Source organism: Crossiella sp. S99.2 (assembly GCF_023094165.1).
GTDB lineage: Bacteria > Actinomycetota > Actinomycetes > Mycobacteriales > Pseudonocardiaceae > Crossiella.
In genome coordinates this window covers 938,001-951,742 of the sequence record NZ_JALMDK010000003.1, presented here as the reverse complement: position 1 = coordinate 951,742, position 13,742 = coordinate 938,001, and the positions used below count along the sequence as shown (strand labels likewise).

Below are 13,742 nucleotides of genomic sequence, written 5' to 3'. Positions count from 1 at the left end.
GGACACAGAGGGGCTCCCTTGACCCAGGGACTGAAGTTCGCCGTGCTGGGACCGGTCCGGGCCTGGCGGAACGGTGCCGCCGTCGGCCTCGGATCGCCGCAGCAGCGCACCGCACTGGCCATCCTGCTGCTCGCCCGCAGCCGGATGGTCTCCACCGACGAGATGGCCGCCGCGCTGTGGGGCCTGGACGTGCCGCGCGCCGCCCGCGGCACCATCCGCACCTACGTGCACCGCCTGCGCCGCGCGCTGGAAGAAGAACAGGGTGAGCAGGTGGTGCACTCCACCACCGGCGGCTACGCGCTGCAGGTGCCGCCGCAGACCCTGGACCTGGGCCGGTTCCGTGATTATGTGCGCGCCGCCGAGCAGGCCAAGGCCCGAGGTGACCGGGAGGGCGCGGCCACCCATCTGCACCAGGCCCTGGCCGAGTGGCAGGGCGAACCCATGTCCGACCTGACCTCGGAGTTCGCCGAGTCCGAACGCGGCAGGCTGGGGCAGCGGCGGCTGGCCGTGCTGGAGGAGCTGGCCGCGCTCGAACTCGACCTCGGCCGCAGCCCCGACCTGCTGGACCCACTGGCCATGGCCGCGGCGGCCGAACCCCTGCGGGAGCGGTTGCACGAGCTGCTCATGCTCTGCCTGTGCCGCGCGGGCCGCCAGGCCGAGGCACTGAGCGTTTACGACCGGCTGCGCCGCCGGCTCGGCGATCAGCTCGGCGTGGACCCGGCGCCGGCCATGCGCGAGCTGTACCAGCGCATCCTGGAAGGCGATCCGGTGCTGCTGGCCCCGCCGCCGCCCGCCGCGACTCCCGAACCCGCCGCCCCCACCCTGATCCCGGCCCAGCTGCCGGTGGACCTGCCCGTGTTCACCGGCCGTGAAGCGGAACTGGACCGCCTGATCAACGCGGTCCGGCCGGATGCCACCGACGCGCCGGGGGTGGTGGTCGTGCACGGCATGCCCGGACTGGGCAAGACCACCTTCGCCGTCCGCGCCGCGCACCGGCTGGCCCCGCACTTCCCGGACGGCCAGCTCCACCTGGACCTGCGCGGCTTTGAGGACGGCGACACCGAGGTCGACCCGATGGAAGCGCTGTGGTTCCTGCTGGACTCCCTCGGCGTGCCCACCCAGCAACTGCCCAGCCGCCTGGACACGCTCACCGCGTTGTACCGCAGCGTGCTCGCCGACCGCGGCTGCCTGATCCTGCTCGACAACGCCCGGGACACCCGCCAGGTGCTGCCACTGCTGCCCGGCAGCTCCCGCTCGCTGGCCATCATCACCAGCCGCGGCAACCTTTCCGGCCTGGTCGCCGGCACCGGCGCGCACACCGTGCCCCTGGAACTGCTCAGCGACACCGAGGCCACCAGCTTCCTGTCCCGCCGCCTCGGCGAACCCCGGGTGGCCGCCGAACCCGAAGCAGTGCAACACATAGTCCGCACCTGCGCCCGCTTGCCGCTGGCGCTGGCCCTGGTCGCCGCCCGCGCCGCCAGCTACCCCTCCTTCCGGCTGGCCGACCTGGCCGCCGAACTCGACGCCACCGACGGCGGCCTGGACGCCTTCGCCGGCCCGGACAGCCGCAGCGACATCCGCTCCATCCTGTCCTGGTCCTACCGCGCACTCAGCCCCGAAGCGGCCCGGATGTTCCGGCTGCTGTCCTGGTTCCCCGGCCAGGTCATGGAGGTCCGCATCGGCGCCACCCTGGCCGCACTGCCGATCCCCAAGGCACACGCGCTCTTCCGCGAACTCGCCGCCGCCCACCTGGTCGAGGAGATCCGCCCCGGCGGCTACACCTGGCACGAACTACTGCGCGCCTACGCCGCCGAACTCATGGAGGAGATCGACAGCCCCGAGGAACTGCTCGCCGTCCGCGGCCGCGGCGCACAGACCGCGTTGCACACCGCCTACAACGCGGCCCGGATGCTCTCGGTGCACCCCGACACCGCCCAGCTCGGCGAGCCGGCCCCGTTCGTCTACCCGCGCAAGTTCATCGGCCACAACGACGCGTTCGCCTGGTTCGCCAACCACCACTCGCTGCTGATCACCATGGTGGAACGCGGGATCAGCCGCGGCGAGGAACGCGCCGCGTGCAGCCTGGCCTGGTCCATGCGGCACTACCTGGACTGGGCCGGGCACTGGCGGGACCTGGAACACGTCAACCGGATCACCCTGCAAGCCGCGCACCGCATCGGCGACCGCGCCGCCGCCGGGTACGCGCACCGCGGCCTGGCCAGGGTCGACTGCCACCACTACCGCTTCGAGCAGGCCAACGCCCACCTCGACGAAGCCCTGGACTGCTTCGCCGAGGACAATCTCGCCCGCGCCTACACCCTGCGCCAGTACCTGGGCGTGCGGCAGCTGGAAGGGGACTACGCGGGCGCACTGGTGCAGGCCAACACCGCCATCGACCTGTTCCGCCAGGCCGGCTGTGTCATTGGCGAACACGGCGCCCAGCTCGGCGTGGCCTACAACCGGATCCGCCTCGGCCGGGTCGAAGAAGGCCTCACCACCGCGCTGGACGCGTTGGAAGTACTGGAAAAAGCAGGCGAACTCTACGGCCTGTCCTCCGCCCTGGACACCGTCGCCGGGGCCTACCAACGGCTCGGCCAGTACCAGGCCGCCGCCGAGTACCGCAGACGGCACGTGGCCTTCAACCGGGAACTCGGCCACGGCAGCGACCTGGTCAGCTCCCTGTTGCACCGCAACGTCACCAGCGGCCTGATCACCCTCGCCGAACTCCACCACACCATGGACCAGCACACCGAGGCCGACGCCGAACTGCGCGAGGCCATGACCCGCCTCAGCCGCGAACTCGCCGAGAGCTACCTGGCCATCAGCCGCTACGACGAAGCCAAGGCCACCCTGCGCGCCACCCTGGCCAACCTGGACGACTTCCTGGCCGAACCCGACGGTGCCGAGTGGTACCCGCGGGCGATGAAGGTGCTGCAGAAGACGGTGGCCATCGCCGAGGAACTGGGCGTGGGCGCGTACATCCTGGACAACTGACCGATAGGCATAGGCTGAAGGTGGCACAGCGTCCACAGAGCGTGATACTTCTTCGCCTGACCGGGGAGGAGGGATCCCGCCGTGGGGGTGCTCGCGACCGCCGCCGTCAAACTCGACCAACCCGTTGTGTGGCAAGGAAAATCAACCACCCTGGCCGAGCTGCTGCCCACCCGCCCCGCCTGGTGCTCGCCGGCCCCCGCGGCTCCGGCAAAACCACCCAGCTGCACTGGCTGTGCACTCGCGCGGTCAGAACAACGCCGGAAAGCCCTCCGCACAGCCAAGTTAGCCCTCAAGCAGCGGCAGCGCGGCGAAGGTGTGGTGCTGCCAGATCAGCCGGGACGCCTCCTCTGGGTAGGCGGTGACCGTGGGCTCGGTGTCGAAGAGCTGGGTCAGGCGCTGGTCGCTGTCGTAGGCGGGCCAGCCGGGATCGCCGTGGGTGGCGAAGGCTGTCCAGGCCGCGCGCATCCGGGCGGAGACCGGTGCCGCGGCTGCGGGGTCCTCGCCGATCAGGGCGGCGGGTTGGCCGCGGTCCAGGTTGCCGAAGACCAGGGGGACGTCCAGGCCGTGGCAGGCGCCGAACATGCCGTCCATGCCGGTGGCGGTCCAGGTCAGTTCGAACAGGTGGACCCGGCCGCCCGCGTTGGCCTGGGCCTGGGCGAGGTGGAAGGAGGGCATGCGGAACAGCCAGTCCGAGTTGACGATCTCGTGCAGTTCGTCGGGGCCGGCGGCCGGGAAGCCGGTGCGGTACCGGTCCGCGCCGTCCGGTCCGGGGGCGAAGGTGGCCAGGGCGGTGGCCGCCTGTTCCTCGGTCACCAGGCCGAAGATGCCCTCGACCACGTTGAACAGCCGCTGTTCGTCGCGGGTGTGGCCGACGATGAGGTCGATGCCCCGCGCCGAACCCGCGGCCACGGCCTGCCACGGGGCGGTGGGCAGGACGTCGCCGTCGACCACGGGGGAGAACGGGATCTGGCGGTGGGCGGCCTGGCCCCAGCGGTGGGTCCAGTCGCCGATCTTGGCCATGACCGCGTCACCGGCGGCGGCGAACTGGGCCGGGGTGGCGGTGGACAGGTCGGCGATGGTGGGCCGCACACCCAGTTCGGCGGCGGCGACGGTGGCGATGTCGGTGGCCAGCGCGGGGGCGAAGACGGTGCCCGGCGTGCTCTGCACGATCGCCCGGCGGAACAGGCCAGCCGCCCTCGGCATCGCCAGCAGGCAGGCGATCGAGCCGCCGCCTGCGGACTGGCCGAAGACGGTGACCCGGTCCGGATCGCCGCCGAAGGCCCGGATGTTGTCCCGGACCCACTCCAGCGCGGCGACCTGGTCGAGCAGGCCCCGGTTGGCCGGCGCGCCCTCGATCTGGGCGAAGCCCTCCAGGCCGACGCGGGAGTTGAAGGTCACCAGCACCACGCCGTCGCGTACCAGTTGACCGCCGTCGTACTCGGGCAGCCCGGACATGCCGAAGGCATACGCCCCGCCCTGGAACCACACCATGACCGGCAGTCCCGCGGCCGGGCCCGGTTCGGGAGTGCAGACGTTGACGGTCAGCCAGTCCTCGCCCGGGTTCTGCTCCGCCAGCGCGTCCATGCCGAAAAACCCAGCCTGCGGGGGCGGCGGCCCGTAGGCCACGGCCTCGCGTACCCCGTCCCACGGCTGGACCGGTTGGGGTGCGGCGAACCGCAGTCTACCGACCGGTTGGTCGGCGAACGGAATCCCGCGGAAGACCGCCACGCCCGCCTCCCGGCTGCCCCGCACGGCGCCGGCGGCCAGGCGAACTTCGGGCTGGGCTCCGGACGGCGTGGACGTGGCACCAGACATCGGGTTTCCTCTCGTGGCGGGCCGGGCGCCTGCGACAACAGCCGCGGCGGCCAGGGCGGTGGGATCATCCACGCCGTGTCCTGGCATTCGCCACCGAATTACCGCGGGCCGGAATCCGTTGCCCCAAAGGGCGATTCCGGGGGCGAACTCCGTGCGGGCGGCGGTGACAGGAACCGGACATGCGCGGCGCGGGAGCGGATCGGGCCGGGAGTCTTGGGTGAGTGGCCGCGGCGGGATCCGGCCGGTGAGGGCGAGGCGGCGCGATGTGGAAGAAGCGGCGGAAGGGCGACGAGCCGGTGCCGCGCCGGTTCGTGCTGCCGCCTGGCCTGCGGGAGGCCGCCGCGTCGGCGATGGGTGATCCGCTTGCGCCCCAAGGACTTGGTGGTTCCGAGCAGTCGCCGCCCGCAGTGCGGCGGACACCCGTGTTCGCGCGCGGCCCGGCCACGTTCACGTTGCCGCTGGAGCAGCGGGTGATCGTCCGGGCGATCCGGCCCTTCCTGCGTCCCAGTGATCCGGAACCGCACACCTTGGCGGCCGTGCTCGCTCCGCGCCTGCCCGAACTGCCGGCCTTGCTGCGGGCCAGGGACCACCTGAAGACCGTCAGCAAGACCGTGGCGGGACTGCGGCTGGAGGCGGCGGCCTGCCGGACGGACCCGGACCTCGACCTGGGCGGGACGGGCACCACGGTCGCCGGCGCCCTGGTGCAGCTGGCCCGCCGCATCGCGCCCAGCGGCACCCCCGGCGACAAGCAGCTGAACGACGGCTTCCAGGTGGCGCGCCGGATGTTCGGCCAGCGCCTGTGCCAACGCGCCCAGGAGCTGAGTCCGGGGGAGAACCCCAGCAGCGGCAACTGGCCCCGCACCCCCGTCACGGCCGGCAAACCCTTGCCGCCCAGCCGGAAACTCACCACCCTGACCGAGTTGACCAAGGACCTGCCCAGCGGTGACCGCGCCCGCCACCGGCTCTGGGCCGACCGCCTGACCCCGGCCCTGACCCCGTTCCACTTCACCAGATACCCCACCCCGGCCGACCACCAGGACCTGCTCCGCCACTTCCTGGCCAACCTGCCCGAACTGACCGAACTCGACGCGATCGGCCACGCCCTGGCCGAGGCCGAGCGCGAGCACAGCCAGTTGCACGTCCAGCTGGCCCCGAAACGGCAGCACTTCGGCATGTCCTCGGCCGAGGTGTGCTGGCGCAACGCGCTGGCCAGGGAATTGCGGGCGCAGGCGGAGGCCGTCGGGGTCGGCGGCGCGCTCGGCGTCGGGTTTGGCGCTGCATTCGACGCGGCCGCCAGCGGCATTGTGCAGACCCTGCGAGACCTGGCCGACCGGCTTACCGTGCACTGAACCCGGCGGCGTTTCAGGTGCAGGAGTTGACGCGGCAATGGTCGAGCAGATTGCCCGGGATGTCGGACCCGCGGGTATCGAGCTGGCCTATGAGCGATTCGACAACCGGGACTCTGGCCATTCCACCCATGTCCGCGACGCGCCACCGCCGGATTTGCCCGCGGTACTGGCCGGCGATCTGTCCTCGGCCTCCTACACCCTCTCCGATATGGCCGCCGACGTCATCGGCCTGCTCGATGTGCTCGGTCTGGACGGCGCGCACCTGGTCGGCGTTTCCCTCGGCGGCCAGATCGCCCAGGTGGCCGCGATCGAACATCCGGACCGGGTCCGGTCACTGACCTCGATGAGCACCTCCACCGGGAACATGTCGGTGGGCCAGGCGAGTCCGGAAACCCAGGCCAAGGTTTTCGGCGGGCCGCGGGCCGAGACCCGGGAGCAGGTGATCGCCCAGCGGGTGCGGATCGCCCGGATCGCCGGCTCACCCGGGTTCGAGCTGGACGAGGCGGCGGTGGCCGAGCGGGCCGGGCTCGCCTACGACCGCGGGCACGACCCGATCGCGGTGGCCCGCCAGGCGGTGGCCACGGTCGCCTCCGGGGACCGGACGGCGCGGTTGCGGGAGCTGGACCTGCCCACCCTGGTGATCCACGGGGCAGCCGACCTCATGGCCCCGCCCGAGGGCGGCCGGGCCGTGGCCGGGGCCATCCCCGGCGCCGAACTGGTGATCTTCGAGGGCATGGGCCACGACGTGCCACGCGCGCTGTGGCCGCGGATCAGCACCCTGATCGCCACCCTTGTCCACCGAGTCGAACCCATCCAGGCCCGCTGACCAGCACAAACCAAGTACCGGCCGAAGCGGGAGCCGGACAACAGGGTGATCGGTCGGATACACCGGGCCGGTTCTGCCGGTACGCCCATCCTGGTTAAAACCCTGTCCCATCCCGGTCACCATGAACGTCGACATCGGCGAACACTCGGGAGGGATCAGGGGTGTTCGTTGTGCACTCGCAGGCTGAAGCGGTCGCCGCGGAAGAGCGAACGGACCCGGTGCACCGGCGCCCCGGTCCGGTCGTAGCCGATCCGGTCGAGCGCGAGCATCGGCACCGTCGGCGCGACATCCAGCAGGGTGGCCTCGTGCGGATCGCAGAGCGCCGCGCTGATCTGGTCCACGGTGCGCGCCACGGTCACGTCGTAGTGCTCGCGCAGGCAGTCCAGCAGCGCCTCGGCCGGGTCGAACACCGAGGTCAGCCCGGGGAACCGGTCGGCTGGCAGGTAACTGGACTCCAGCAGCAGCGTGTCCGGTCCGTTGACCAGCAGCCTGCGCAGGTGCAGCACCAGCTCGCCCGGCGCGAGGTCGAGCTGCAGGGCCAGTTCCAGGTCGGCGGGCAGGTACTCCTGGGTGACCAGCAGCCGCGCTGGGTTGTCCTGGCCAACTTCGGTGCGGTCGCAGCCGGCGGCGGCCAGGTCCTGCACCAGTTTGGGCGCCGCGACGAAGGTCCCGCTGCCGCGCTTGCGGAACACCCTGCCCTCGCTGGCCAGCTCGATCATGGCCTGGCGCAACGTCATCCGGGCCACGCCGAGCCGCTGGACCAGTTCCCGTTCCGAAGGCAGTCCGGCGCCGGGACCGAGCTGGTCGATCAACTCCAGGATCCGGGCCTTGGCCCAGTAGTACCTCGGCTCCTCGGCCGGGGCGGTCCAGCTCGGCGCGGCGGTGATGGTGAGCTGCCTGCCGTCCACGATCAGCAGCACCTCCCGGCCGCGCAACGGGCTGTCCAGCCGCAACCGCAGCGTGGTCAGCACCTCGCGTTCGCGGGCCGGGCCGAACGGGATGGCGGCCAGGCGCACGGTGACCCGCTCCGCGGACTCGGTCCGCTGGTGCGCGCACAGGTCCAGGCTGGTGCGCCCGGTGAGCTGGACGATCAGCTCGGCGCCCGCACCGCGGGTCCACCAGGTGGCGGTCAGCGCGGGCGTGTGCGTGGCGACTGCGGGCAAGGACAACGTCATGGCGTACTCCCTGGCGGTGGATCAGCCCGTTCCGGATTGTCCGACGCTAAGGCCGGGAAGGGGTGCGCGGTGATCAACTGCCTGCACGGGCCCTAACCACTGCCCATTTCAACCACGCCCCGCCATCGAATTAGTGGAATCGGTTCGAGAAACCGGGCAAGGGCAGCCGGTCCGCCGGCCAATACCGACGAGTGATTTCCGCGGAGGTCAACCATGCAGGATTTCCGATGGCTACAGGGCCGGGTGGCCGAGCTGGCCGCCGCCGTGTCCGAGGGCGACCGCACCCGCGCGGAGAAACTCGTTGCGCACACCAAGGCCGAAGGCGGGCTCGCGGCCGCCGAGTTCCTGCTGGTAGAGCTGCTGATGCTGATCTCGGGCCAGCCGCCGGCCGACGCCGACCAAGCCCTGGGCTGCCGGTGGGGCGGGGACCCGTGAGGAGGTCCCGGCCCCACCGGAGCCGGGGCGGGCGGTCGGCCCCTGCTGCCGACCGCACGCCGTGCGCCCCGCCCGCTGCGAGGGCTGACAACAGCGTGCGGCGGGGGCAGTTCGTGCGACACCACAAGGCTAGGTCGAACCCGAACCGGGGAGAAGGGCGCTGCACCTAAGAACCGAAATACCTGCCCTCCTGCCTGCGATAATCCGAGATTAATTCGGGTGTCGGTCGCAATTGGTCGTTTTGGCGTGTTCCGGGGTAGCTCGCCGGAGTGAACCGCGCTGAGTGCTCACCATCGCTGCACTGCCCGGCTCCAACACTGGGATGCGAATAGCTGTTCCGGTTCGAGGAGGGGCGCTGATGAGCACATCCTGGGAAGCAAACCGGCGAACAGTCCTGAAAGCGGCGGCGGCCTCGGCCGCGCTCACCCAGGTCCCCGCGCTCGCCGACGCCGCCCTGGCCGGGATCATCCGTGACCTGGGCCCTCTCCCAGCTCTTGATGTCGTCCGTCACCCTCGGGTGGGATCTGATGCCAAGCGAGCCGGGTGTTGCCTGGCTGTACGCCACTTCGCGCTGTCCCCGATGGGCAGGTGAGTGGCGGCGTCGCAGTCGTAGGAGCCGGCCCGGACAATTACGAGAGATCGAAGGGTGCGGGGGAGTGGCCTTCCCAGATCTGGCGGGATGCCTGTTCGGGGTAGGGCAGAGTCTTCGACTCGGTGTCCAGGACGCGGGTGAGGTGCCCGCCGGGCCGGTGAGCGGGCCAGCCCGCGTCGCCGGTGGTGATGAAGCGGACCCATGTCTCCTGGAGTTCGCGGGAGAGCGCGACGGCCTCGGGAGTGGGCTCCTCGCCGATGAGCTGGGTGCCGACGGGGCTGTCCAGCGTGCCGAACGCCAGGGGCATGTCGAGGCTGTGGCAGGCGCCCAGGATGCCGCCGCGGACCGGGGCAACCCAGCACAGTTCGAACAGGTACGAGGTGCCGCCTGCTGCGGCGTTCGCCTCGGCCAGCTGCTGTGACGGCATGCGGAAGAGAGCGTCGGAGTACACCATCTCCACCAGCTCCTCCGGGCTTGCCTGCGGGAACGCGGCACGGTAGGCCCGCGCGCCGTCCGGCTGCGGGGCGAGCAGATCCAGGGCTGCGTGGGCGTCCTGCTCGGTGAAGGTGCCGTACCGTCCGCTCACGACGCTGAAGTACCGGAATTCGTCCCGGGCGTGGCCGACGAGCAGTTCGATCCCGCTCGCGCGCGCGCCGGTCAGCGCGGGCCAAGGCGTTTCCGGGAGGACCTCGCCGTCGACGACGGGGCACAGCGCGGAGCCGGCCTCCGTGAGGCGTCCCCAGCTCTCCCGGTGCGCGTGCAGGCCGGCGTTGAAGGAGGTGAGCTCGGCGGCCAGGTGCCACGGGTCGATCTCGCGCAGGGCCTCGGCGGTGGGGGCCGCCGCGCCGAGCCGGTCCGCGAACGCGGCGGTGACCTGCCGTGCCAGGGCGGGGGTGCTGTACATCCCCGGCACCGAATGGGCGATGGCCCGCCGGAACAGGCCACGCGCGGACTTCATCGTCAGCAGGGCGGCGACCGAGCCCGCCCCGGCGGACACCCCGCCCACGGTGACCCGGCCGGGGTCGCCTCCGAAGGCGGCGATGTTGCGCTGCACCCACTCCAGCGCCGCGATCTGGTCGAGGAATCCGCGGTTGGGCGGCACGTCGTCGAGGAACGCGAATCCCTCCGCGCCCACTCGGCAGTTGATGGTCACCACGACGACTCCCGCCTCGGCCAGCGCTGCCGGGTCGAACATCGGGTCGCTCGAGGCCGCCGAGAGGTAGCCGCCCACGGGGATCCACACCAGCACCGGCAGTCCCGCCGCGCCGGGATCCGGAGTGCCGACGTTGAGCGTCAGCCAGTCGGTGCCCTGCGGGGGCACGTCGATCGGCAGGGACAGCGGCACCACGGGGCCGAACTCGACCGCCTGCCTCGTCCCCTCCCAGCGGTGCGGCGGTGCGGGCGCGGCGAAGCGGAGCGCTCCGACCGGGGGCTGGGCGTAGGGGATGCCGCGGAACACCGCGTGCCCCTGCCGCCGGCGCCCCTGCACCACGCCTTCCGTGGTCCGTACCTTTGGCTGTTCGGACATGACGATTCCTTCCTTCGAGTGGACCCCAGGATTGCGGGTCAGGTGTATTATGTCAACCGTATTGGTACAGTCCCGGGGTACGAGGGAGGGGCAGGCGATGCCGAAACAGGTGGATCACCGCGGACGCCGCGAAGCGATCGCCCGCGCACTGTGGCGGGTGGTCGAGCAGCGCGGCGTCACACAACTGACGATGCGCGTGGTGGCGCAGGAGGCGGGCATGTCACTCGGGCAGCTGCAGCACTACTTCGCCTCCCGGACCGCCATGCTCTCCTTCGCCATGGATTTCGCGTCCGAGCAGACCTCGGTGCGCGTACACCAGGCGCTCGAAAAACTCGGTGACCGCCCGCACCCCCGTGACGTGCTGCGACTGACGCTCGCGGAAATGCTCCCCCTGCATGCCGACGCCCGCGCGACCAGCCGGATGAGCGCCGCCTACGTCCTGGAGGCGCTGCACGACGAGGCCGTGCACGAGCAGGCGCGCCGCGGCCTCGTCCAAGGGCGGGCCCTCGTCGAGCAGTTGGTCCGCCAGGCGATCGCCGACGGGCAGATCGACTCCAGCCGCGACCCGGCGACCGAGACCAACCTGCTCCTCGCCCTCACCGGCTTCACCCCCCTGATCGAACTCGACGTGATCGAGCCCCAGGACGCGCTCGCCGCGATCGACGTGCAGCTGAACCGGCTGTTCAGGAGTGCCTGACCTGCCCCGGACCCGGGGCAGGTGGGGACAAGATCAGCTCTAGGCGCTCCCTGCTCGATGCGCCATCCCGCCGCCGCTGAACCCGAGGGGCCGGGGCCGCCGCGGCGATCGCCCGAAGAACACCGCGCCAAGACCCGGCGTGCCGGTGCTGGACGGCGGGAGTCTGGCCGGTGTCGGTCGCAAGATCTGGGCCAACTCCGAGTGTCCTTCGAACCGATCGGCAGCTCTTTCTCCTTGCGCGACGGGGATTTCGTCCACCTGCGCACCCCGGCGGCCAACGTGGGCAAGATCGAGGTGGTGGGGTGGCCGAACGGGATCAGCGTGGAGGTGCCCTACCCGGATGAGTACGCGATCCTCAACCGCGACGGGGACGTGATCGACTGGCTCTGACCGGGCAGCCAGACTCAGCTGATTGCCAGGACAGGGCGAGCCGCAGGCGTTACCGTCTGCCGCGAATTCTGCGGACCGGGGGAGTGGCGATGGCATACCTGGCGCGAAGTGTGCTGGCGACCGTCCTCGTGCTCGCCGGCATCGGTTCGGTGCTGCTCACGGCCACCATGGTCTTGGTGTTGCTGTCCAACGGCCCGGGTGCGATCGCCACCGGCGCGGGCAGTGTGGTGTTCTACCTGGTCGCGTTCGTGGTGGCGCAGATGATGCCGGCCACCAGCCGGCCGCGGCGCGAGCTGAGCGCCGGTGCGACTGTCCGGTTTCGCAACAAGCGCCACTTCTTCACCACCGCCGCCGTGGCCTCGGCGGTGCTGCTCGGGATGGGGGCGGGCGGGGTCGCCGCCGCGCTGGGGCCGTGGGCCATGGTGGCCTTCGTGTGCGCCGTGATCCTCGGCCGGGTGGCATTCGTCTTCGGCGTGCCGCCCAAGGGCGGGCGCCGGTACTACGAGGTCACCGACCGCGAGCTGGTCATTCGCACGCCCGAGGAGCAGCTCGCCATCCCGTGGTCCGAGGTCGGGCGCCTGGTCCACCGGCCGGTCGCCACCACCCAGGACGGCGGCTACACAACAACGCATCGCGAGCACCTTGAGCTGTACCGACGCCGCCGGGCGCCACGGACTCGCGGCGGTCGCGGGCCGGACCGGGCGGCGCGCAGGCCGATCGTCATCCACGGGGTGTTCCAGCAGACCACGCTGTCCAGACTGATCATCGACCACTGCCGGGAGCACCTGGTGCGCGCGCTGCGGGCCGAGTTCGACCGGGACGGCGAACTGGCCTACGGCGATCTCCGGCTCACCCGCGAGGGCGTGCACGCACCCGACGGATTCCTGCCCTGGCACACCGAGTGGCAGTACCTGCACGCCTACACCGAGGCCGGGGTCCTGCTGACCATCGCCGCCCCGGACGAGGTGACCATCACCGGCTGGGTGCCGGTGGAGACGATCGCGCTGGATCTGCTGAACGCCCTGGCCGGGGGATGAGCCGACCGGACCCGGTGCGGCTCCGGTCCGCCCCGCCCGCCAGCTCGGCCAGTTCGGGCCGCTTGGGCTCTACCCCCGCGCCCATCGAGACCCCGCGCAGGTGCCGCACCACGAACGGCACCAGATGCGTGCCCGCCCACCGCAGATCCGACCCCAGCTGAACCACCTTGGACGGTTCGGGCAGCGGTGGCAGCGGTGCCTGCCAGTCCTCGGTCACCGGCAGCCCCAGCACCTCCGCCGTGCGCAGCGCCACCCGCCGGTGCCCCTCGGTGGACAGGTGTACCCGGTCCGGGCACCAGTAGCGCCAGTCGGTGGTGAACCGGAAGGCCCACAGGTCCACCAGCAGGCAGTCGTGGCGGGCGGCGATGGCGTGCACGTGGGAGGTGTAGACCGCGATCTTGCCGCGGATCTTGCGCAACAGCGAGCCCTGGTGCGGGTCGTAGCCGGTGAAGACCAGCACATCGCACCCGGTGCGGCGCAGCTCGGCCACCACCCGCTCGTAGCCCTCGGCCGCCAGGTCGGGGTCGCCGCCGGGGCGGAGCAGGTCGTTGCCGCCGCCGTTGACCGTGACCAGGGCGGGCCTGGCGGCGATGGCCGCGGGCACCTGTTCGGCGTGGATCTCCGAGATCAGCTTGCCGCGCACGGCGAGATTGGCGTATCGCATCCCCGGGTCGATCTCGGCCATGGCCGCCGCGAGCCGGTCGGCCCAGCCCCGGAAGCTGGCCTCGGGACCGGGCAGGCAGGTCCGACTGCCGGGGGCGGGATCGCACATGCCCTCGGTGAAGCTGTCCCCGATCGCGACCAGACTGTCCCAGCGCATTCCGTGTCCACCCCTCGCGTAGCCCGGCGTCCATGAGAGCACGCCGCGGCCGTCACCCACCTGGGTGTGAGTCCAAGCCGGACA

The 13,742-nt window shown here is 71.6% G+C and carries 11 protein-coding genes; 7 read left to right on the top strand and 4 right to left on the bottom strand.

Translation table 11 applies throughout. The features are described from left to right. Positions 1-18 precede the first annotated feature (18 nt). Positions 19-2,994 carry an AfsR/SARP family transcriptional regulator gene (locus MZC64_RS15575; RefSeq protein WP_247756364.1) on the top strand — a complete coding sequence of 992 codons (2,976 nt, stop codon included), beginning with the start codon at positions 19-21 and terminating at the stop codon, positions 2,992-2,994. Positions 2,995-3,276: 282 nt separating this feature from the next. On the opposite strand, the gene MZC64_RS15570 is transcribed toward MZC64_RS15575, so the two are convergent. Then, a complete protein-coding gene (locus MZC64_RS15570) occupies positions 3,277-4,809 on the bottom strand; it encodes a carboxylesterase/lipase family protein (RefSeq protein ID WP_247756366.1) in 1,533 nt (510 codons plus the stop codon). A 263-nt stretch (positions 4,810-5,072) separates the two neighbouring features. On the opposite strand from MZC64_RS15570, the gene MZC64_RS15565 reads away from it, so the two are divergent. Together MZC64_RS15565 and MZC64_RS15560 are read left to right on the top strand one after the other, a co-directional pair. Beyond that, complete coding sequence (locus tag MZC64_RS15565; protein ID WP_247756367.1) at positions 5,073-6,158, top strand: hypothetical protein; 1,086 nt, start codon at positions 5,073-5,075, stop codon at positions 6,156-6,158. Between the two features lie 37 nt (positions 6,159-6,195). Beyond that, positions 6,196-6,984: an alpha/beta fold hydrolase gene (locus MZC64_RS15560; protein WP_247756368.1), complete on the top strand. Its 789-nt coding sequence runs from the start codon at positions 6,196-6,198 to the stop codon at positions 6,982-6,984. A 155-nt stretch (positions 6,985-7,139) separates the two neighbouring features. Here the strand turns inward: MZC64_RS15560 and MZC64_RS15555 are convergent, their stop codons facing one another. Continuing rightward, positions 7,140-8,159: a GntR family transcriptional regulator gene (locus tag MZC64_RS15555; RefSeq protein WP_247756370.1), complete on the bottom strand. Its 1,020-nt coding sequence runs from the start codon at positions 8,157-8,159 to the stop codon at positions 7,140-7,142. 213 nt (positions 8,160-8,372) lie between these two features. On the opposite strand from MZC64_RS15555, the gene MZC64_RS15550 reads away from it, so the two are divergent. Next, positions 8,373-8,594: a hypothetical protein gene (locus MZC64_RS15550; protein WP_247756372.1), complete on the top strand. Its 222-nt coding sequence runs from the start codon at positions 8,373-8,375 to the stop codon at positions 8,592-8,594. Positions 8,595-9,223: 629 nt separating this feature from the next. Here MZC64_RS15550 and MZC64_RS15545 read toward each other — a convergent pair. Then, positions 9,224-10,714, bottom strand: coding sequence for a carboxylesterase/lipase family protein (locus MZC64_RS15545; RefSeq protein ID WP_247756373.1), 1,491 nt, complete (start codon positions 10,712-10,714; stop codon positions 9,224-9,226). 97 nt (positions 10,715-10,811) lie between these two features. On the opposite strand from MZC64_RS15545, the gene MZC64_RS15540 reads away from it, so the two are divergent. The 3 genes from MZC64_RS15540 (at position 10,812) to MZC64_RS15530 (ending at position 12,838) form a co-directional block, all read left to right on the top strand. Continuing rightward, a complete protein-coding gene (locus tag MZC64_RS15540) occupies positions 10,812-11,411 on the top strand; it encodes a TetR/AcrR family transcriptional regulator (RefSeq protein ID WP_247756374.1) in 600 nt (199 codons plus the stop codon). A 201-nt stretch (positions 11,412-11,612) separates the two neighbouring features. Then, positions 11,613-11,801 (top strand): hypothetical protein, encoded by a 189-nt coding sequence (locus MZC64_RS15535; RefSeq protein WP_247756376.1) that lies wholly within the window; start codon positions 11,613-11,615, stop codon positions 11,799-11,801. Positions 11,802-11,890: 89 nt separating this feature from the next. Further along, complete coding sequence (locus MZC64_RS15530; protein ID WP_247756377.1) at positions 11,891-12,838, top strand: hypothetical protein; 948 nt, start codon at positions 11,891-11,893, stop codon at positions 12,836-12,838. On the opposite strand, the gene MZC64_RS15525 is transcribed toward MZC64_RS15530, so the two are convergent. Further along, on the bottom strand, positions 12,774-13,658 hold the full coding sequence (locus tag MZC64_RS15525; protein ID WP_247756379.1) for an SGNH/GDSL hydrolase family protein: 885 nt from the start codon (positions 13,656-13,658) through the stop codon (positions 12,774-12,776). The genes MZC64_RS15530 and MZC64_RS15525 overlap by 65 nt on opposite strands. Between the last annotated feature and the right edge of the window lie 84 nt (positions 13,659-13,742).